The organism is Bradyrhizobium prioriisuperbiae, assembly GCF_032397745.1.
Classification (GTDB): Bacteria; Pseudomonadota; Alphaproteobacteria; order Rhizobiales; family Xanthobacteraceae; genus Bradyrhizobium_A; species Bradyrhizobium_A prioriisuperbiae.
The window spans coordinates 7,813,481-7,833,443 of record NZ_CP135921.1; the positions used below are offsets into that span (position 1 = coordinate 7,813,481).

General features: G+C 61.6%; 18 protein-coding genes. 3 read left to right on the forward strand and 15 right to left on the reverse strand.

Going from position 1 to position 19,963, the window contains the following annotated elements:
• Positions 1-3: 3 nt before the first annotated feature.
• The 5 genes from trbB to rlxS form a co-directional block, all read right to left on the reverse strand.
• Positions 4-966: a P-type conjugative transfer ATPase TrbB gene (gene trbB / locus RS897_RS36415; protein WP_315833492.1), complete on the reverse strand. Its 963-nt coding sequence runs from the start codon at positions 964-966 to the stop codon at positions 4-6.
• On the reverse strand, positions 959-1,507 hold the full coding sequence (locus tag RS897_RS36420) for a CopG family transcriptional regulator (protein WP_315833493.1): 549 nt from the start codon (positions 1,505-1,507) through the stop codon (positions 959-961). The genes trbB and RS897_RS36420 overlap by 8 nt, the downstream gene beginning before the upstream one ends.
• 18 nt (positions 1,508-1,525) lie before the next feature.
• Positions 1,526-3,553: a conjugal transfer protein TraG gene (locus RS897_RS36425; protein ID WP_315833494.1), complete on the reverse strand. Its 2,028-nt coding sequence runs from the start codon at positions 3,551-3,553 to the stop codon at positions 1,526-1,528.
• 350 nt (positions 3,554-3,903) lie between these two features.
• On the reverse strand, positions 3,904-5,046 hold the full coding sequence (locus tag RS897_RS36430; protein ID WP_315833495.1) for a nucleotidyltransferase family protein: 1,143 nt from the start codon (positions 5,044-5,046) through the stop codon (positions 3,904-3,906).
• Between the two features lie 142 nt (positions 5,047-5,188).
• Complete coding sequence (gene rlxS / locus RS897_RS36435) at positions 5,189-7,156, reverse strand: relaxase/mobilization nuclease RlxS (RefSeq protein WP_315833496.1); 1,968 nt, start codon at positions 7,154-7,156, stop codon at positions 5,189-5,191.
• 269 nt (positions 7,157-7,425) lie between these two features.
• On the opposite strand from rlxS, the gene RS897_RS36440 reads away from it, so the two are divergent.
• Positions 7,426-8,649, forward strand: coding sequence for a restriction endonuclease (locus RS897_RS36440; RefSeq protein ID WP_315833497.1), 1,224 nt, complete (start codon positions 7,426-7,428; stop codon positions 8,647-8,649).
• Between the two features lie 44 nt (positions 8,650-8,693).
• Here RS897_RS36440 and RS897_RS36445 read toward each other — a convergent pair whose 3' ends face one another.
• From RS897_RS36445 to RS897_RS36460, 4 genes are all read right to left on the reverse strand, one after another.
• On the reverse strand, positions 8,694-9,236 hold the full coding sequence (locus tag RS897_RS36445; protein WP_315833498.1) for a S26 family signal peptidase: 543 nt from the start codon (positions 9,234-9,236) through the stop codon (positions 8,694-8,696).
• The gene (locus RS897_RS36450; RefSeq protein ID WP_315833499.1) at positions 9,226-9,444 is read right to left on the reverse strand and encodes a helix-turn-helix transcriptional regulator; all 219 of its coding nucleotides are present in this window, start codon (positions 9,442-9,444) and stop codon (positions 9,226-9,228) included. The genes RS897_RS36445 and RS897_RS36450 overlap by 11 nt, the downstream gene beginning before the upstream one ends.
• Before the next feature lie 128 nt (positions 9,445-9,572).
• Entirely contained in the window at positions 9,573-10,391 is an 819-nt protein-coding gene (locus RS897_RS36455; RefSeq protein WP_315833500.1) for a DUF2285 domain-containing protein, read from the reverse strand.
• 99 nt (positions 10,392-10,490) lie between these two features.
• The gene (locus RS897_RS36460; protein ID WP_315833501.1) at positions 10,491-10,811 is read right to left on the reverse strand and encodes a DUF736 domain-containing protein; all 321 of its coding nucleotides are present in this window, start codon (positions 10,809-10,811) and stop codon (positions 10,491-10,493) included.
• A gap of 268 nt (positions 10,812-11,079) precedes the next feature.
• Between RS897_RS36460 and RS897_RS36465 the strand changes: the two genes are divergently transcribed.
• Entirely contained in the window at positions 11,080-11,367 is a 288-nt protein-coding gene (locus RS897_RS36465; RefSeq protein WP_315833502.1) for a DUF736 family protein, read from the forward strand.
• A 946-nt stretch (positions 11,368-12,313) separates the two neighbouring features.
• On the opposite strand, the gene RS897_RS36470 is transcribed toward RS897_RS36465, so the two are convergent.
• The 6 genes from RS897_RS36470 to RS897_RS36495 all read right to left on the reverse strand — a co-directional run bounded on the left by RS897_RS36470 (position 12,314) and on the right by RS897_RS36495 (position 19,070).
• Positions 12,314-14,095, reverse strand: coding sequence for a ParB/RepB/Spo0J family partition protein (locus RS897_RS36470; protein ID WP_315833503.1), 1,782 nt, complete (start codon positions 14,093-14,095; stop codon positions 12,314-12,316).
• A 127-nt stretch (positions 14,096-14,222) separates the two neighbouring features.
• Positions 14,223-15,191 (reverse strand): ArdC family protein, encoded by a 969-nt coding sequence (locus tag RS897_RS36475; protein WP_315833504.1) that lies wholly within the window; start codon positions 15,189-15,191, stop codon positions 14,223-14,225.
• A 565-nt stretch (positions 15,192-15,756) separates the two neighbouring features.
• Positions 15,757-16,290 carry a hypothetical protein gene (locus tag RS897_RS36480; protein WP_315833505.1) on the reverse strand — a complete coding sequence of 178 codons (534 nt, stop codon included), beginning with the start codon at positions 16,288-16,290 and terminating at the stop codon, positions 15,757-15,759.
• Positions 16,291-16,299: 9 nt separating this feature from the next.
• The gene (locus RS897_RS36485) at positions 16,300-16,938 is read right to left on the reverse strand and encodes an acyl-homoserine-lactone synthase (protein WP_315833506.1); all 639 of its coding nucleotides are present in this window, start codon (positions 16,936-16,938) and stop codon (positions 16,300-16,302) included.
• A 191-nt stretch (positions 16,939-17,129) separates the two neighbouring features.
• The gene (locus tag RS897_RS36490; RefSeq protein ID WP_315833507.1) at positions 17,130-17,861 is read right to left on the reverse strand and encodes a helix-turn-helix transcriptional regulator; all 732 of its coding nucleotides are present in this window, start codon (positions 17,859-17,861) and stop codon (positions 17,130-17,132) included.
• A gap of 297 nt (positions 17,862-18,158) precedes the next feature.
• Entirely contained in the window at positions 18,159-19,070 is a 912-nt protein-coding gene (locus tag RS897_RS36495; protein WP_315833508.1) for a LysR family transcriptional regulator, read from the reverse strand.
• A gap of 118 nt (positions 19,071-19,188) precedes the next feature.
• Here RS897_RS36495 and RS897_RS36500 point away from each other — a divergent pair, with 118 nt between their 5' ends.
• Positions 19,189-19,926 carry an SDR family NAD(P)-dependent oxidoreductase gene (locus tag RS897_RS36500; RefSeq protein ID WP_315833509.1) on the forward strand — a complete coding sequence of 246 codons (738 nt, stop codon included), beginning with the start codon at positions 19,189-19,191 and terminating at the stop codon, positions 19,924-19,926.
• Positions 19,927-19,963: the final 37 nt, after the last annotated feature.

A 19,963-nucleotide genomic window follows, 5' to 3' on the forward strand; every position in this document is an offset into this window, starting at 1 on the left:
TGTTCAGAGCCCGGGTGGCGTCTCCAGCACGTAGTCGCCGCTCGAATTCAATCCCTTGACCTCAAGGATGCTCTCGACCCGGCGTGCCGGACCTCGCCCCTTGATGAAGACGACCAGGTTGATCGCGTCCGCAATCAGCCGGCGCGGAACGGTCGCCACCGCCTCCTGGGTTAATTGTTCAATGCGATAGAGCGCGGCGCGCGCTGAATTGGCATGGACCGTGGCGATGCCACCGGGATGGCCGGTATTCCAGGCCTTGAGCATATCGAGCGCCTCGGCGCCCCTGACCTCACCCACGATGATCCGGTCGGGCCGCAGGCGCAGCGTTGAGCGCACGAGGTCGGCCAGCGAGACGACGCCGGGTTTGGTCCGCAGCATCACTGCATCCCTGGCATCGCAGCGCAGCTCCCGTGTGTCCTCGATGATGACGACGCGCTGGTTGAGGGCAGCGACCTCCGCCAACAAGGCGTTGGCAAGCGTGGTCTTGCCGGACCCGGTCCCGCCGGCCACAAGGATGTTGCGGCCCTCTTCGACAGCCGCGGCCAAAACCTTCGCCGCGTGGCGAGAGAGGGTTTGGGCCGTGATATAGTCTTCTAGTCGAAATGTGGTCGTGGCCGGCTTGCGGATGGCGAAGCACGGACCGAGGACGACCGGCGGCAGCAGCCCCTCAAAGCGTTCGCCAGTTTCCGGCAATTCTGCCGACACGACCGGCGCGCCACTGCCCGCCTCGGCGCGAACGTGACTCGCCACGAGGCGGATGATGCGTTCCACCTCATGCGGAGTGAGTACCACGCCGGTCTCAGAACGTCCTGAGCCATGTCGGTCGAGCCAGAGGTGACCATCGGGATTGACCAGGACCTCGACAACGTCGGGCTCATCCAGGGCAACGGCAATGGCCGGGCCCATGGCCGTGCGCAGCATGCCGCGGCGTCGCTCGCGGGTCTCGGACGAGAGGAGATCAGACATGGTCGACCCCCTCCCGTCCCGCCGGAGACGGCCCCGGCGCCCGACCCGTCGCGTCCTGCGACCGGGTTTCCGCGTTGACGTTAGGCTCCGTCGCGCCATGGGAAGTTCCCTCCTCGAACTGCCGGACAAACAGGTCAGGGTTGGTGGCACCGAGACGGTCCATCACATCGGCGACAAGCCGGCCACCCGATGCAATTCGCTTGGCGACCTGGGCCACAAAGATTTCGAACCGTTCGCGGCCGAGCGCACGCGCCGCGTCCTGGTCGCTGCCCGGCAGGGGCGGCGTGATGGTCAGGTAATAGCGAACATAAAGCGCGACGGTTTCGGCGGTGACGGCAAGGTCGCGGTCGATATGCCCGAGTTGCCGGCTCATGCGGTCCAGGCGTCGCAGCAGCGCGGCATCGCCCGCTTGATCCCGCTCAGGATTGAGAAAACGGTCGAGGGCTGCATCGACGATCGCCGACTTGTTGCCGCCGGGGCGTTTGGCGGCCAGCACAAGGCGCTCGGCAACACTGTCGGACAGATACACGGATATCTTCATTTTCATTGACTGAACTCGTCAAAAGGAGGGAAGAAGATCGTCGCCGTCACGGGTGACCGCGTGAGCGCGGCTGATCGTTTGAGGGCCTTGCGCCGCGCGCTGAATCTGCTTGCGATCAGCGGCCGCGTCGCTGTCATCATCGAACAGCCGCTCCTCGGCGAGAGCTGCGTCGATGGGCTCTTGGGACGGTTGGTCGAGCGGCACGAACTGCTGCCTGAGCCCGCCCTCCTCATCGGTGGCTTGAACAAGATCGCGGTAAGGCAGTGCCGCGAGCCGCAGGTCGATCAGCCTGACCTGATCGCACCAATCGTCGACGCGGGGGCTTGGAAGATCAGGGTACGACCGGCCAACGAGTTGCGGCGGTGCAAGGGCACGGCCAGCAAAATTGGCGTCCTCGTAGTGACGCAGTTTTTTAGCGCGAACCGGTGCAAGGCCGGACACCAGCACGATCGCCTCATCCTGCGGCAATTGCATCACTTCGCCGGGCGTCAACAGCGGCCGCGCGGTTTCCTGACGGCTGACCATGACATGACCGAGCCACGGTGCCAGCCGATGGCCAGCATAGTTGCGCTGGGCCCTCAGTTCGGTTGCGGTGCCCAGTGCATCCGAGATCCGCTTGGCGGTGCGCTCGTCATTGGCCGCGAATGCGATGCGGACATGACAATTGTCCAGGATGGAATTGTTCTCGCCATAAGCCTTGGCGATTTGATTGAGCGACTGCGCGATCAAATACGCGCGAATGCCATATCCCGCCATGAACGCGAGCGAGGTTTCAAAGAAATCCAGGCGACCAAGGGCTGGAAACTCGTCCAGCATCATCAGAAGCTGACGTTGCGACACCCTGCCGACGGTCGTGTTCAAGGTTTCGGTCAGCCGGCGGCCAATCTGATTCAAGATCAGGCGGATCAGCGGCTTGGTCCGGCTGATATCAGATGGCGGCACCACAAGGTAGAGCGTGACCGGCTTGTCGGTGGAAATCAGGTCCGCAATCCGCCAGTCGCACGCCGCGGTGTTTCGGCGAATGGTCGGGTCCCGATAGAGCCCAAGGAAACTAAGGGCCGTCGACAACACGCCGGATCGTTCGTTCTCAGACTTGTTGAACAGCTCCCGTGCAGTCGAGGCGACAACCGGATGAACTTTTGGGGCCTCCGGCGTACCCAGATGATTGGTCGCCATCATATCGCGCAGGGTCTTCTCAAACGTTTGCGCGGGATCGGCGAGGATCTCGGTCACCCGCGCCAGCGTCTTTTCCTGCTCGGCGTAAAGGACGTGAAGGATGACACCGACAAGCAGGGAATGGCTGGTCTTCTCCCAGTGACTCCGGCGTTCCAGCGCGCCTTCGGGATCGACCAGAATGTCCGCGATGTTCTGCACGTCCCGGACTTCCGCCGGACCCTTGCGCACCTCGAGCAACGGATTGTACCGGGCGCTTCGCTCGTCGGTCGGATCGAACTTGAGGCAATGCGAGAAGGACGCCCGCCAGCCGGCTGTGAGATGCCAGTTCTCGCCCTTGATGTCGTGAACCACAGCGGACGACGTCCATGACAACAGCGTCGGGAGCACCAGGCCGACGCCCTTGCCGGAGCGCGTCGGCGCAAAGCACATCACATGTTCCGGCCCATCGTGGCGCAGGTAACGGTGATCCACACAGCCGAGGAACACCCCTCTCGGTTCGAACAGCCCTGCTTTCGCAATCTCCTTCGAACTGGCCCAGCGCGCAGAACCATAGGTCGTGACGAGTTGGTTCTGCCGCGCACGCCACACCGAGTTGACGACAGCGAACAAAGCACCGGCGATGCCACCGCCCGCGGCGATCGCACCCGCACGCTCAAAAATCTCGGGCGCATATGCGTCGTAAGCATACCACCACTCGAAGACGCGCCATGGCAGATAGACGGGATAGCTTGAAACGCTGAACCACGGCGAGCCAAGACCCGCCTGATAACCCAGCGCATGGGCAGCCCATTGCGTCGCGCTCCACGTCGATGTGCTGACGATGCCGAACACGACGGCAATCTGGCCTACGTAGATTTTTGCCGGAAACATCCCCGCCCCACTCACATTTCGTGAATGACGCGATGAAAAGGCCGAGAACGATTTGCGTTCAATCGAATTAAATTTCGCAGTTCGCAACGAAATCCACGCCAATCAACCATCCTGACGCGAGATCTTGCGCGCGCCAATGTCGGCGAACGTCAGGAGGTAGCTCAATAGAATGTGAGCGGTCTGACCAAATTTGACGACGTTGCCAGAGTGATCCGAGCCGCGTCTGATCATCGGCACATGGGACACGCTAGGCCACAATTCGACTCGCACACGCGTTGGCCGCCCCGGATTTCGAGGTCAGCACTCCAGCGTCGAGAGCTCCAAACCGTATGCAAACGCGGATCCACGCGTCATTTTGTGCGCGGCGTCGATGCATCGGCTGGCTGATCGACAAGATCGTACTTGGCGGGGTCGGAGCCGAGCTCTGTCACACCCTTCGCAAGTTCGGTTCGGAACGAGTTATGGACGTCGTTGTCGTAGGTCGCAAGGCTGGTGCGGATTGCGGCCTTCCAATGATCGCCGCGATCCCACGCTTCCATGAACACCGAGGCGAGATCAGCGTGCTGCCGGTTCGCGATCATCACCTCGATGATTGATTTGGCCTGCAGCCGGTCCTTCGAACTCTTTGCGGTCGCATCGCGTTCCTCCTTCCGGCGGGATCCAACGATGAGTTTGTGGATGGCGTACCGTTCCGGCGACGGGATGAGCAACGGCACGCCGGCACCGTACAGCAGCACCGCGCGGATCGGTTGGTAGATCAGGTAGTCGAGGAAGCGTAGCGGGAACGCCGCGGCCCCGCCCAATGCGGGCATCGGGACTGGCTTCCCTTCCTGGTCGTCGGTCCCCCGGTTCGGTGTCAGGAATTCCACCTTGAATTTGCTTCTCGCGACGAACTGGGTGGAGACCCTGCCGTCGGTCTGGCTCGGCACCTCGCGAAAGGTCGGATCGGCCTCACGAAGCACCCCTAGGATGGGCGGTATGGAATCCTTGATTGCCACCGAGGTTTCATGGAATTGCGCAAAATCGGCGTCGCCGGTTTGCATGGCGACCGCGTCCAGGCGTGTACCGAGCACGGCAGAGTAACATTGGTAGGCAGCGGTGCCGACGAGCACGCCACGCAAACGAAATAAGCCGGCCTTCGCCAGTGCTTCCACCACCTGGCCAGCGATCGGGAGGGGCCGCGGCAGATACGCCTCGCGCGTCAACGTGGAGACGAGACGGCGACGCCCCTTCAAGTCGGCCTTCAGATCCTTGAACGCCTCGACCCTTTCGGTGATTTCGGGATCGTCCACCGGTCCGACGTAACGGCGATCCTGACCGCCGCCCTCAGACTTGGGCGTGTCGAAGTACCAGTATTTCTTGTTTTTGACCTCCACGGCCACGAACCGGCCGTCCGCGCGGAACTCGGAGGTAAAGCTCTCGTCGAGGCTACGCTGGACCAGCTCGGAATAGAGCGTCTGGTAGACCATATCGAGACGGCGAGTGGGAGCCATGATCAAATACCCGTTATACTATTTTTGCGAATATAGTATAACGATGAAAACCAGCAGAACAAGTCGGTTATACTACAGTCGCAAAAATAGTATAACACATTGTATTTCAGCTACTTGAAGCGCACCCCCCTCCTTAGGTGAGCTACAAACCCAAGCCGCGCTTTTGCCCGATCGACCACGAAATTCCCTCCCCTCCAACGATCCCGGTGACGCTCTGGCCCTTGGCGCGTTCGAGAACAGGCCGCCATGGGACCAGGCTGAACTCCTGCGCGCCCTCGATCAGGGCAAACCGTCCGCTGTTCAGTGTCAGCGTTCGCCGATAAGTCCCGGTTAGCCGGCCTCCCCGCTTAGTCTCAGCAAACCCAAGACCGGTTTCGCCTGCGATCCGCGCGCCGACCTCTGCAACCTCGCGCCGTTCCAGAACTTGCAGCAGATTGCGTGCATAGATGAGGCGGCCGCCGTGCTCGCGCGCAAGCCCCTGCTCAAGCAGCCATTGGCGCCGAGCCCGAAGGGCCATACCGATCTCCGCGCCCAGTCCTGTGGGCGCGAACACCTCTGGCTCCTTGCCGACGAGCTGCCGATCGAGCCACGTCGCACCGACGGCGCCCGGTAGGTCACCGAGGTTCTGCCAGGATAGCATGGTCACTCGCACCGGTCGTTGCGATCGGTTGATCTCCTCGAAACGCGCCGCCCGGTCGAGATGATCTGGCCCGACCTGCCATTCTCCCTCCGGCAATCTTTCAGCGAGGCCCTCCCGCCGCATTGCCTCGAGGCGGCGGACATGGCTCTGAATAAATTCAGCGGACGCGCGCGGATCGGCGTTCCGATGAAGGTCGGCGCTGTAGCGACCCTGATTGCGGTACGCGATCTCCGTGACCGTGCGGTCGACCGCTTTCGGGGCGACGTCCCGCCCGCGCAGTTCCACGATCGTGTTGCGGACGAACGGCTCGTCATCCACTTGACGCGACCTAAGCTCGGCATAGTGCGTCCGACCATCGACCCCGTCGACGATCACGTAGCGCCGCTCGTTCAATTCGTCCGAGAACCCTTGTGCGATCAGCCGGCCGACGATCCGGCCTCCTCCCGCCGGATCGAGGATCGAATGCCCGCCGGCGGAACGATCGATTCCCGCGGCCTTGAGGTCGCGGTGCATGGTCTTGATGATGTCGCCGCGCTCACCCATCCGCCGCAAGGTCGGCTCCAGCTCGGCGTCGAGCCGCCAGAGACCGGGCGTTGTCTCCTCCGCAAGTCCCAAACGTTCGAGTGTCCGCAGACGCCCCATTCGAGTTGCATGTCGCATGGGATCGCGCTCCGGCTTGGCCGCCAGGGCAAGTACCCCTTCCTCAGCGTCGCGGAGGATCGCGCGATCGAGCCGGGTTAACCTCTCAGCGCCAACCTCGTGTTCCAGCTTGCGGGCAGCCTCGATCTCGGTTTCGGGACCGAGCTCGCGGGTGATGAGGCCGCCCGCCCGCGCGCGTATGCCGTGGGCGATGTAATCGCGCGCGATCACCAGATCCTTGCCCAATTCATCCTTGCCGCGCACCACGATGTGGCTGTGCGGATGCCCCGTGTTGAAATGATCCGCCGCCACCCAATCGAGCTTCGTGCCGAGATCCGTCTCCATCTGTCGCATCAGGTCGCGAACAAATGGCTTCAGGTCGGCCAGTTCGTCGCTGTCCTCCGGCGCGACGATGAACCGGAACTGATGGCGATCCGCGCCGCCCCGCGCGGCGAACGCATTACCGTCGGCGCGGTCCGTGTCCGCATCATACAGTTCCCCCGGCGTGCCTTCGCGGGTCACGCCATCGCGTTGAACGTAACGCAGATGAGCCCGAACGGCGCCGGGATCGCCGGCCTTGACCCGAACGAGGCGTGCCTTGACCACGACGCGCCGCTGACCCGCTGTCCCGTGGCGGGCCGCGGAGACCGCGCCCTGGGCTCGCCCCCGACCGAGGCGCGCACCAGTGAATGCAGAGCCGCGTTCAGCGCGCGCCCGTCCGGCTCGTTCTGTGGCTTGGCGGATTCGGTTGAGATAGCGGGACTCAGTGCGGCCTTTGCGATTGCCGATCCGGCCCAGCTTGACGCGAAACTCATCCTCCGGGTCCGACATGACCGCGTCCTTCCATGACAAGGCGCGGATATGTGCGCGGTTCTTCCAATCACAAGGCGCAGACGCTCTTTTTCAGCATTGCAAAGGACCTGCGCGCTGCATGGCGACAGCGCTCACGGCCGTGGCGCTAATTCTTGGATGTGCAGACAACCACTTACACCGCGCATGGCGCCGGTGCTTTTATCTTGCCCTCCCGCTGACTGTTGCTTGCTTCAGATCGGCAATTCGCGACACTATGGCGATCAGGCTTCATATCGCGGCACGATCGCATGACCAAGGCGAACCAAGACTGGTTTTTGGCCTATTCAGATCACGAACTGATCTCAAGATCGATCAGGGGCCGACGCCGTCGTATCCATGATCTTGAGCTTCGGCTCAATGACGCTCTTCTCTACCAGGCACGCAACTGGACCGGCGATTTCGACGTTGTCTCTCGCATTTCCCAGGCCGATAATGCGCCCCTGCTTCTGACGGGCAGCATGACCGAAATAGAACAAAACAACGGAGCAAAAGCAGGGAAAGCTCACAAGCCCTTCTGCGCCATTCCCGTCCAAACCCATTTTGCCCAACGCGGTTGGGTCCCTCCCGACGAAAGGCGCCGACAGGAAGATGCCTATCTCTTGGCCCACGAAATGTCGGTCGATCGGATTCCAAATATCCTGGCTGAGGGCCAGGATTTTCCTTCCTGTTACTATTGCCAACATGCCATGCGGGTCATAGGCGAAGCCACCATTCCCTACCGTTACGTCCATATCGAGGAAGATATCCCCAACGGATGCGCGGTTGCCGAAAGAGGGTTCGAATGCCCCAATTGCGGATGGTGGGCCCTCGAAGCCGAGGGGCAGCATGAGTACGCAAACGGCGGCGACGGCGATGGCAGCGACTACTCGAACCACTACCGTCTCATATGTGGCGTCGCCCGAAAATTTCCTTTGTCCGCCTCCGAAGTACCCGTCGCCGAACTGCGCCGTTGGATCACCAAACATCCCGACCATGTGGCTCTGGTCGACCCGTTCGTCTTCGAAGAAATCATTGCCGATTGTTTCAAGGATCATTTTCCGAATTCGCAGGTCACCCGCGTCGGCGGCCGGAAGGACCGCGGTATAGACATCCACATCATCCATAACGATGACGAACAGATCCTTGTGCAGATCAAGCGCCGCTCCAACCTGCTTTCGACGGAAAGTGTCACTGTTGTTCGTGAACTGAATGGTGTCCTGTTTCGCGAGCGGATTCCCAAGGGAATTGTTGTCACAACGGCGAAAACATTTTCTCCCGCGGCCAAGGAGGAGATTGCCCGTGCGGCGGCCATGAACAGGGATTCGTCCCATTTCGAGCGCTACGACGTAGAGCTTTTCGATCACCAGGCCGTGATCGAACTGCTTAATCTGAGATCGCAACGACGTCCCGCTCCGTGGGCGGGACCCTACGCAAGCAGGGGCGCGCTGCCTGAAGACGAGGTCATGGGCAGCGTACCCTCTCGTGTTGGATGACCCAAACCCGAGAGATCTCGGTTTAGGTATTGTCGAGCTGAGGGCTAATCTGGCGGATTCCACGTCCAGATCGGATGTGCCACCCCCAGAATGTCGCAGCGGAGCATCGGCCCGAAATAACGACTGTCGAACGAATGCGGATGGGGCTGTAGCAGAAAGAACTCGCCAGCGATGAGGCGCAAACAGCCGTCCCATGATGGCAAGGCACGCTCCAGCCGATCCTTCTCATAGGCCTCCGCGACGACGTGCCCGTTGATTGTCACGATTCCGACCTCGCCGATCCTGGAGCGGCAGACGATGTCGCCCCCGATAGCAGCGACCTGCTTCACCAGCGGGACGTGCGCTGGAAGCAGTCCCCGTCCGACCAGCATGAGTTCGATGGAAGGTGGCGGTTCCACCACCGCCATCTCCCCGCGTCCAGGCAGCCGAAGCTCGACCCAATAGAACCCCAGGGGCGCGCTTCCCGAACCATTGTAAACAACCAGGGGAACACGGACGTTGAACGTGACAAGTGTTGCCACGAACACGGCCGAGATGACGGCAAAGATGACTAGCTTGGGACGCAAACGGTCAAAGTCATTTCGCATCGGAGGTCGACCTCCGCTTGCTGGCTTCCGACCAGGCCTCCAGGTCTTTCTCGTGGTAGCGGACGTAGCGTCCGTGTTTGCGGTAGTCCGGCCCTGTGCCGTTGACCCGCATTTTCTCAAGGGTGTTCTTGCTCAATCGGAGCCAGGCCGCAGCCTCTTTGGTGTTGAGGAACGGCTCACTGGGAGGATTTGTCGGATCGCTTGTCATTGTGCGCCACCATCGCGCCGGAGGATTCCGGCAAGAGGGGCAACGTCGTCAGATTCGTGGAAACATCAGGAGTGGCGATGTTTGTCGGGCGGATTCCGCCACCCTGGTCATCTTGCGGTGGGTCTCTCTCAAAGCAAGTCGCGATAGCCGCCCCGCATCAGCTCCCTGCCCTTTGCGACCAGGCGCCTGGCACGATCCTTCAGAGATTCGTCGCCACCGCGTAATGCCTCGGTCACGCGCCGCTCGCCGTAGATGGCAATCGCGATCTGCCGATAGGTTCTCCCGGCCAAATCGCCATCGAGCGCTATCAGCGTGTGCCGGAGCCGGTGGTCGTGCCCGAAAGCCGGTTCCGGCGGCGGATCGTCGGGACGCAATTGCATGAAATGATGCAGCGTCTTCAAGGCGTCCGCATGCCCGCCGAGATCGTCAAGGCGATCGAGTTCGACGATCAGAGGCACCGGCCGCGCCAGCGCCGGCACGTCCCTAATATCGAGAGATACATAGGCCGCGGGACCTTTCAGGGTCACAATCTGAGTGCCATCGACCCCGATAACGGCCGTTCGTCTCACGCGAAAACTTGCAAGCTTCAGCCGCGACGGAGCATCACGTTCTCCGCTTGAGACACCTCGCATCCGGATCATTCTGCGAGCCAAAGTCGGAAGCCAGAAGACCGGCTTGAAACGCGCCGCCTTAAAGGGATCAGCGAACGCGTAGAGACCCCAGCGCTCCGCAGCTGGATATCGTCGACGTAGACGCAGCAACTGCGTGCCGTCATCCAGATGCACGATGGGCAGCGATCTGGGTACGGCGGCACGCCAGTCTCGCCGGTAATCCGGATGCCGGCGCAGAAATTCCCAGGCCCAGTCGCTCATATCATAGGTGCTGTCGCCGCCATTCAGATCGGTGCGTCCCGTGCCTTCCACTCTGCCACCATCGACGTCGTTCAAAGTCCGCCCTCGTGCCGATCAACGCGGCGTCGTGATCGTCCGAGCAATTGAGGCACAAGAATGGCTCCCGCGCCATGCGCGGGAGCCGGTGCGGAGGTGTCAGTCCTGGGGATTCCAGATCAGGGCGAACACGTTCTCGTCGTCCTGGCCTGCGGCGCGGCCGAGGTTCGCGTAGATCTTGCGCGGCCCGAACTCAGGAGCGGCGAGCGCAAGGCTGACATAGCCCTTGCCGCTGGTCTCGCCCCGCCGGATCCAACCCGCGCCGATCTCGACGCCTTGCGTGAGGACCCGGAAGTCCGGCTGGGTGTCGGCGCTCTTGTCGCGGTTCGGGACGATGTCGATGTCGGCCCGGATCGAGACGGTCTTCAGCTGGCCCTTGTAGCCGTTTTCGGTCTTGGTGACGTGTCCGATGGCAGTCATGGTCTGTCTCCTTTTTGAGGCCGCAAGGGTCGATCCCCTGCGATGGCGAGACCGTGATGGGGCGCGCAACGCCACCGAACCCGCTTGGGGCGAAGCGCAGCGGCGCACCCGAGTGAGCGGCTTTTTTGCAGCGAAGCGGCCGCGAGGAGCCGGCCCCGGCCGGCGGGGAAAAAAGTTGATGGCGAGGGTTTCGGTGGCGGGGCGCGTCCCATAGGTCGTCACGCCCATGAGCAGGTGATCGTCCCATGAGGCACCGGCGGGAAAGACAATGACTGGTGTCGAACCGGCTTGCCGAAGAACATCCGACCCAGGGCCCGGCTCCATCTCTTCGCCGCCCATCACTTGTTCTGACCGCGACAGCCGCGCCGACGCTCGGCCGGACTTCCGGGTTCTCACCCGGGGCGTCGAGATCGGCGCGGGCTGGGTCCGGCGCGGCGAGACCAGCGGCGGGGACTATGTCAGCCTCTCGCTTGCTGCCGTTATGTTCGCTCTGCGTGAGATCAACGCAATCTCGGCTATGTCGCCCCCGCCGACGACAAGAACGTGTTTGCTTTGATTTGGAATACCGTGGACTGACGCACAACCGTGCACCTTGCTCCGCATGAAGCACGTTCGGATGCACATCTCACGACGCGATCGTGCACAACGTCGTCGCGATTGCACGAGGCAGTATTCAGTTTGCAAATTCTGTGTATGCTGACATTGCGTCCGCCTTGAAGTGGCGCGCGCTTTGATCCAACCCACAGAAGCAAGAGGACGACATGGCTAAGAAAGCGAAGAAGGCAAAGAAGGCGGCACCGGCAACCAAGAAGGTCGCAAAGAAGACCTCTGCCAAGAAAAAGAAGTAAGCGCGGACCAGTCCGCCAAACGACGACCGCCTGGAGACATCACCTCTCAAAGGATGTGCGGTCGCCCAAGCCCTTCGCTCCGAGCTCCATTTGAAGAGCGGAAGGCACGACGACAATGAAACCGGACCCATGTGCACGTGGCGGGGGCAGCCAGAAATGATGCGCATGGGTCCGGTTTTCAGCGGTCAGCATTCGATCTCCAGGCGCCCTTGCTGCCTGCAAGACGACATCATCTGCGTGGGGCCGTCCGTACCGCCGCGAGCGCGAGGACGCATCCCCTGATCTAGTATGTTCCGGCAAGTAAATCCTGAGCAAGCCGGGACTGCACAAGACCTGGACTTCCTCAGGGAGCGCCCACAGTCCAAAACGCCATGACCTGGGCCAACACCACGACGGTCGCAGTGAGCGTCGAAGCTCCAACAAGGAGCTGGGCGAGGCACCGCTTCAGCATCGCGCTGCTGTCAACAAAGACGTTGAATGCGTATTGCATCGATCCGCTCCGTAACGTTCGTCCCGTCCACCCCAAGGCAGATATAAGCCGAGTCGCGGCGCGGCCGCCGCAGGCTTATTTCTTCGGGAGTTAGGGTTTGATTCACGACTCGGGACTCAGCGGACCCGGCTGCGGCACCTACCACCGCAGCCGAGTCCATTCAATTATTCGATACAAAACAGAAACTTAACCTCCTCCCAGTGACGTGCTGCTTGAACCGTCTTGGCGCCGTCGTAAGGACTCGCAGGAAAAGCCATGTAGCGGGGCACCCAGCCCTCGACCTTGTCACGGCCTTCGCCCCGGACGCAGTCGCCAATGATCTTGCGCTGAACCTTGGCGGCTTCCGATACGTTCGCGTCTGCACTCTCACGGCCGGCGACCTCGGCCAGCATGGCATTGATGGCGGCCCGATCATGGACGAGATCGAGGAAGGTGTCGTCAGCTGTCCACCACCGTACCACGTCGGGTTTCAGGCGGGCGCCTGCCGCCTCGACCAGCGGCGATCCCGCGCACAGGCTTTCCGCCATGGCGAGGGTCAGCACACGCAGCACCGTCTCATCCGGTAACGTCAGCAGCCGCGCCAGTAGCGCGGCGGCCCATAACGCATCGCCATAGGTTCGGGTGAGCGTCCCATAGTGGCTGCGCTCGACCTGCAGCAGTTCGAGAATGGCGCTTCGTTCGGCCTCGACGCATTGCTGCGCCTTCGCCGAGGCAACGCTCAAGGCGATGGCTTCCTTCTCGGCGCGCTGCGGGTCCGGCTTGACGCTCCACAACGGCGAACCGGCGATCATGTGGACGACCGCAAGCCGCAAGGCGAGAGCCGGCCGCGACAGGAGTTCGGCGCGAACGATGGCGTGGCGATGCAGCGCCATGTAGTTCTCGGCCGCCTTGGTCAGTTCCGCCTGCGCTGGCACTGCTTGTTTTGCAGGATCGCCCTCATCCGCCCCGACCTCGTCAGTCCGGGCCTCCTCCTCCCCGGACTCATCTTCGTCGCGGTCCCGGTAGCCTTGGTGCACATCGACCTCTCCGTCATTGCGGACCTCGATGAATACGCGGCCCCCATCCTCCATCGTCACTTCCCGATACTGCCACTCAGCGAAACGGCGGCCCCGTTCCATGATGGAGACCTGCTGCCATCCCTTGGCCAGCAGGTCATCGCGTAGCCGGGCGACAGCCAAGTTTTGCAGCCGCCAGAATGCATCGCGGTCCACGAAGTATCCGGTGTCGCCGAACAGATCGGTGATGATCGCGCCGTGAAAGTCATCGAGCGGGAACCGCGCCGCTTTGGTCGCGATCTGGTCGGTTCCGAACAGCCAGCGCTTGAGGTTGAAGCCCCTTGGCGCGCCTTCGCCGTCACGATCCCCGTCGTCATCGCCTTGGGCTTCCAGCGCGAAGGACTCCAGCCATTCTTTCTGCTGCCCCTTGGTCGCTGACGTCAGCAGCCGCAAGTCGTCCGCCTCGATGCGCCCGGAACGGAAGGCGTCCTTGATCTTCGGCTGCAGGCCGGCCAGGGCAAGGCGCTGCTTGACCCGAAGTTCGGTCACGGCGAAGACCTGCGCGATCTGCTCGACCGTGCGCCCCTGCTTGAGCAGACGGGCATAGGCCTCGTATTCCGAGAGCTCGTCCATCGGGGCGCGGGCCACGTTCTCGATCAGCGACGCCTCCAACGCCGCGACATCGTCGCCCTCGGCTATGACCGCGCACGGCAACATGGCCTCATCCGGCGAAAGACCCTGCTCCTCGGCAGCCTGGTTGGCCGCGAAATAGCGACGCCGTCCGGCGACGACCTCAAAACCCTCGCCACAGGGGCGCACCAGCACTGGCTGCAGCACGCCGCGTGCGCGGATCGACGGCAGGATGTCCGAGACATCGGGCGCTTTGCGCCCGTGCCGGACATTGAGGGTGGCGATCTTCAACTTATTCAGGGGAATATGTTTCAGGTCCATGGAGACCTTCTCCTTGAGGCTTAAGAGCCCGGTCTGACGTCAGGACCTCGCGACGGGCCCGATCCGCGAGGCCAAACGCGACCGAGGGCGGGGGCGTGAGCCCGGAGCCCCGGTCGCGAATGCCGCGCTAGGCCGGATCGCCTTCGCTTGAGACAGCTGCTGTGGGTGTCGGAGACTGATCGGGTTGCGGCCGGAAGGCGAGCAGAACATCCGCCGCCTTCGAGGCCTTGCTGGCCGCGCGAAAGATTGCGCGGCTATCGCCACGCAGCACGCCGAGCCACATACCGAGGTAATCCGCGTGCCGCACCGTCGGCACGATCCCGAGCGAGGCGCAGACGAACGCCGCCGTCATCTCGGCCACCAGCTCCTCGAAAGCGTATGGCGTCGAGCCGAACGCACCGCTCTGGTCGCGGTTCAGCCGCCGGGGGTGGCCTGTCCAGTGGCCAAGCTCGTGAAACAGCGTGCGGTAATAATTGATCTGGTCGAAAAACGCGGGCTGATGCGGCAGGCAGATGGCATCCGCGTCGGGGGCGTAGAACGCCGCGTCTCCACCATGGCGAATATCTGCGAGCGTGGCCCGCGCCAGCGCCTCGGCCTCAGGCACGATCTCGCGATCCGGCAACGAGGGAGCCGGCACCCCGCATGTGGCGGGCAGCCCCTCGCATTGCGCAACGTTGAACACCGTGTAGCGCCGCAGAAACGGCACGGGCTGACGCTCCTGCGCATCACCCTCGCCTTTGCCCCCGCCCCGGCGTGGCTCCTTCGGCACATAGCGGTCCGCATAGAAGACGCCGACCCCGCACTCGCCCTTTGTGACCGTGCCGCCGAGCGCCTTCGCCTGCCGGAATGTCAGCCAGCATTGCGAGAGATAAGCCGCGTCAAACAGGCGCCCCCACAGGATCAGGATGTTGATGCCCGCATAAGTGCGCCCGGTCACGGCGTTGCGCGGCAAGCCAAGCGCCGCGCCCTCTAACGCCCCCCACGGCCGCACCCAAGGCACGATGCCTTGCCTGAGATCGCCAACAATACGGTCGGTGATTTCTTGATAGAGACTGACGCGCGGCTTCTCCGCGCTCTCCGGTTCTGTATGTGGCACTTGCCTTCTCCGCTCTTTCTTTCCCGCCGCAGGTCCCCGGAAGGCGGGGTGGGCGGCGAAGAGCGACCGGACAGCCCCGAACGCAGAGGCAGGCCGCACCGGAACGGCCGGAGCGTCAGCGGAGGACCGCGGGAGAGAACGTTGTGGGAGATGTCGAACTGAACGGCCCGCGGTTGCGGCTTGCCGGTTCGGGGCTATACGGGAGCGCCGCCCATCCTGCCGACGTGGGACCAAGCAATAACGTCGGCCGCTTGGCGGCCGTCCACAGACGAGCGCCATCGGCGATCATCCGCACTCAAACGCGATCCATCATGCCGATGATGGGAACAGCCCTCGGAAAGATGAGCATATGGCCGAGAGCGTCAGCGGACGGCCATTCGCGCGACCCAAGACCGGTTAAAAGGGCAGCCGCAGGAGCGTCAGCATAGCGCCGCCGCCAGGCGGGACGCGGGACCGACTGCCCCCGGCGAGAGTCTCATTACCCCTTGCTTCCGCCAGGTATCGAAGCCGAAGGCCGCAGACCGCGCCAGCGGGCTCGGTTCACGAGAGACCGACCGGCGGCCAATCAGGTCAACAACGCCCGCACCTGCGCAATCGTCTTCCGGTCGTCGCTATAGGCCGCCCACTCCAGCAGAGCCTGTCGGAGCGTCACCATCAAGATGCCGTGCATGGTGGCCCGATCTGTTACCAGTTGACGATCGGCCTCCCGCCGACACCGGGACATATCTGTCAGAATCCGCACATCATAGCCATCCGAAGCAGCGCGGATAGCTGCGATCAATACGTCTTCCTCGAGCCAGGCGCCTCCAAAAAACAAGGCCGCAGCGGCATCCAATTGGACCGGCGGCAATTCACTGGATCGCCACATGACCAGGGGATCAACATCCAGGACAACATATCCGCTTTCGGACACATCCGTGATTCCCAAAGTCGCATCTCGTTCTCCGATCAGAATGGGACTCATTGCAAACATCGATTGTAACACGGGCAACAGCGACGCACTTTCGCGCCACCCTGGTAAGCAATCGTCTCTGTTACCTGCGACGCAGCGGTCTGGATTGATCAGCAGAACCCGACTTCGATTGGGATCCGCCAGCAAGATACGGCCTCATCGCGCCGCACGCATAACGGGAGGCAGGCTGAGAACTGGACGCTCAAGACGCGCGTATTGGCATATGGTGGTCAGCGCGGCTTCACTTCGATGCAGGTAGCCCGCGAGCGCCATCGTCTTTCCGATAGGTTGCGGTGCTGCGATCCGCTCCAACGGCCAACCTGCGCGTCGCAGAATCCGTTCCATGCGCAAGTCGGTCACTGTCACGATCGACATTGCATCGACGGTATGAAGATGCTCGATCATCGCGGCGAACAAGAGGAATGTTGCCCTGTTCAGGCCTTGACCACCTACTTTTCCGGCGATTGTCGTATCAACGCAGAAGCGCGAACTTTCGAGAACGGTCGCGCTGTGCGGAACTGGACCGCCGTCTAGCAGCGCGGCGAATGTTTCGGCAAGCATGGTTGGCCCTGTCGTTGGCAGCAACCGTACGCTTCCCACGACATCACCGTCGTCAGACAGCACCAGGAGATAGCACGGATTCAATATGTCGAAGATATCGAGCTCAAAGCCGTCCGATATTGCGACATTCCAATCGAGCCGATCCCGGAACACCTGCCGACGCAGACGATACATGGCCTCAAGCAAGTGAAGCTGGCTGCCGAAGTCCTCTCTCTTGAGCACAATTGCCCTCATGATCCCCCCGCGATGCCGAGAGGGTCACAAAAGCAGACTGCAACCGCTGCTTCACCTAGCGGATTCTACAGGGAGCAGAATGTCGACAAGCCATAATGCATACGGGATACGACCTAAAGGCCCGCCTGCGAGCCGGATGAGCCCATTACCAGTTTCGAACTGTTAGCAGGGTCTGGCAGAGATCAAGTTCGTCAGGTCAGAAGCCCGCGACGCATGGCTTCGCCGACGCAATGCGCGATCGATACCGCCTCAAGTTTCCGCCGGGCATTCTCAAGATGGAATGAGACCGTGCTTGGTGCGATACCGACTAGACGAGCGGTCTCGGGCACAGTCTTACCCTCCGCTATCCAAACCAGACACTGACGTTCGCGCTGTGTAAGGACATCTTTTGTTGGCCGCTTCGCGCCGTGCCCTGCACTAAGTCGCGCAGTTGCGTGCGCGTGAAAGTGCACTCCAGCCGACTGCACAATCTCAAGCAGCTCTCTTGCGGGTGTCCCAGCTAGCGAAATCGATTCATCATGGGCGAGTGTGAATGCGATCGTGCTGCCAAACGCTCCCTTGATCGGCACTGTAATTCCGGATCTGACCCCGAAGACCATTGCCTCATCGAAAAAGCGACCTTGCTCGCGAGTTGATGGCGGCTTTCGGATGCGCCCGTCCCAACTGAACAACGTCCGCTCTCGTCCGGCGCGGCGCACAACCGGATCGACCAAGGCGTAACCGCGTTGCACATAGCGGCGCACCCAATCACTTGGATAGGCCGACAGGATAAAGGGATCCCCTCCGGAGATGCTCAGGTAGGCAAACCACCTGAATCCGAGCTGGCGCGCGAGCCGCGTTCCCACTCTACGAAGGCCCGCAGCGTCGCCCGCCGTCTGGATCGCGTCCGTAAATTCAAGAAACGCGTTCTCAATCCTACTCATCAGATTCTAGCTATATCGCCTCGGTATCGAGCCAATTGTGCGGTGTCGAGCAAGCTACGTTGTTCAGCCACAGCGAACCGAGGACCGTTACACGGGTAGCGAGGTTGCTAGATCTTGAGGCAAGCGACGACCGCAGGTAGCATAGACGAGCATGATCACGTCATCATCCTGCCCGGCACATTCGGTCCGAAACAGGGCACGCATCCTAAAGGGATCTATTAGCTACGCTTTCGAATGGGCTACTTATTCAAAGCCGTCGCCAGTCCATATTGTCGGACTGACCACCAAGCCGAGCAGTCAAGGCCGTGGTGCATCGTGAAGGACACGAGGCAAATGCGAAGCCAAATAGTCAATGAAGCTACGCACCTTCAATGTGACTTTCTGCCTGGAAGGATGGACGGCAAATAATCCTGGCCGATCGACTTGAAACTCCTCCAGAACCGGGACCAACCTTCCGGCCCCCAGATCTTCCTCAACCTGATACCGTGGTGCGAGCACAAGGCCCAAACTTCTGTTGGCCGCCACCCGCAAGAGTTCTCCATTCGATGCCCTTAAACGCCCCGATACGTCGACGGATTCGCGCTCACCACTTCGCGATACAAACGTCCAGCGCCCCTTCGGCAAGCGCAATGTGTACACAAGGCACTGATGGCGAATAAGATCATCCGGCCTCTGCGGATGGCCATATTGCTTCAAATAGGCTGGCGAAGCGCAGAGAATAAGCGGGACGTCGGCGATCCGTCGCACGATCAAACTTGAATCGGCCAGGTTCCCGATCCTGACCGCCACATCGTACCCCTCCTGAAGCAGATCGACGGTCTGATCGCTGAGCGTCAAGTCGATCTGCATCTGGGTGTTCTCGGCGAGGTAATCGGCGACCACTGGGGCGAACTTGAGCATACCGAACGTAATTGGCGCCGTGATGCGTAAGACACCGCGTGGCGTTCCCTGAAGTTCAACAGAAATGAGCTTCGCTTCCTCCGTCTCGTTCAAGATTCGTCGAGCCCGTTCGAGAAAGAGTTCGCCCGCCTCGGTCAACGCGATCCGACGCGTGGTGCGATGGAGAAGCCGTGCGCCCAACCACTCCTCCATGGCACGGATGTGATTTCCCACCGCAGCGGGAGACAAGCTGAGATCGCGCCCCACAGCGGAGAGGCTGCCGCGTTCCACGACGCGAACGAACACTTCTATGCTGGCCAGCCGATCCATTCACGACCTTTTAGCGACACTCACAAGTCAAGTTAGCTTTCACAGGATTATGTGGCAACCGAAATGAGGCATTCCTGGATCAGGGCGACGAAGTGAACATATCCACGGAGATCTAGCGATGAGTTTTGATGGAAAGGTTGCGCTTGTCACAGGCGCATCTCGCGGTATCGGCGCAGCTGTGGCAAGGACACTGGCTGGGCGCGGCGCCAACGTGGCAATCACCTACAAGGAGAACCGTCGGAGCGCAGAAACGCTCTCATTGGCTATCTGCGATGGTGGAGGAACGGCCACCACATTCCAGGTGTCGATCGAAGACAGCGATTCCGTCCAACAGTTGATAGCCAACGTCGTGGAAAGTTACGGGCGCATCGATATCCTGGTCAACAATGCCGGTGTCGCGGGTGCCAGAGCGTTCAGCGAGATCGACTTCTCGTTCTACGCACAACAGTTTCATACCAATGTCTGGGGCACGATCCAGGTCACCCAGGCGGCTGTCCCGCATTTTCCCGTTTCGGGCGGACGGATCGTCAACCTCTCGTCGCAACGGGCGTTCTCGCCTCGTGATGGCATGGGCGTTTACGCGGCGAGCAAAGCTGCGGTTTCGACGCTGACGCAGGCCATGGCGATCGAACTCGGGCCAAGGAATATCACCGTCAACGCAGTAGCGCCGGCGGTCACGGAGACCGACATGACAGCGAAGATGCCGGCCGAAAAAAAAGCGGCTTTCGCCGCGCTCACGCCGTTGAAGAGACTGGCTGTCCCCCAAGACGTCGCCGACGTCATAGCCTTCCTGGCATCTGACGAAGCGCGCTGGATTACCGGACGAACGATACTGGCTGATGGCGGCCTGACGTAATCCATATTTCCAACTTCGTCCTCGCACTACGGACTCG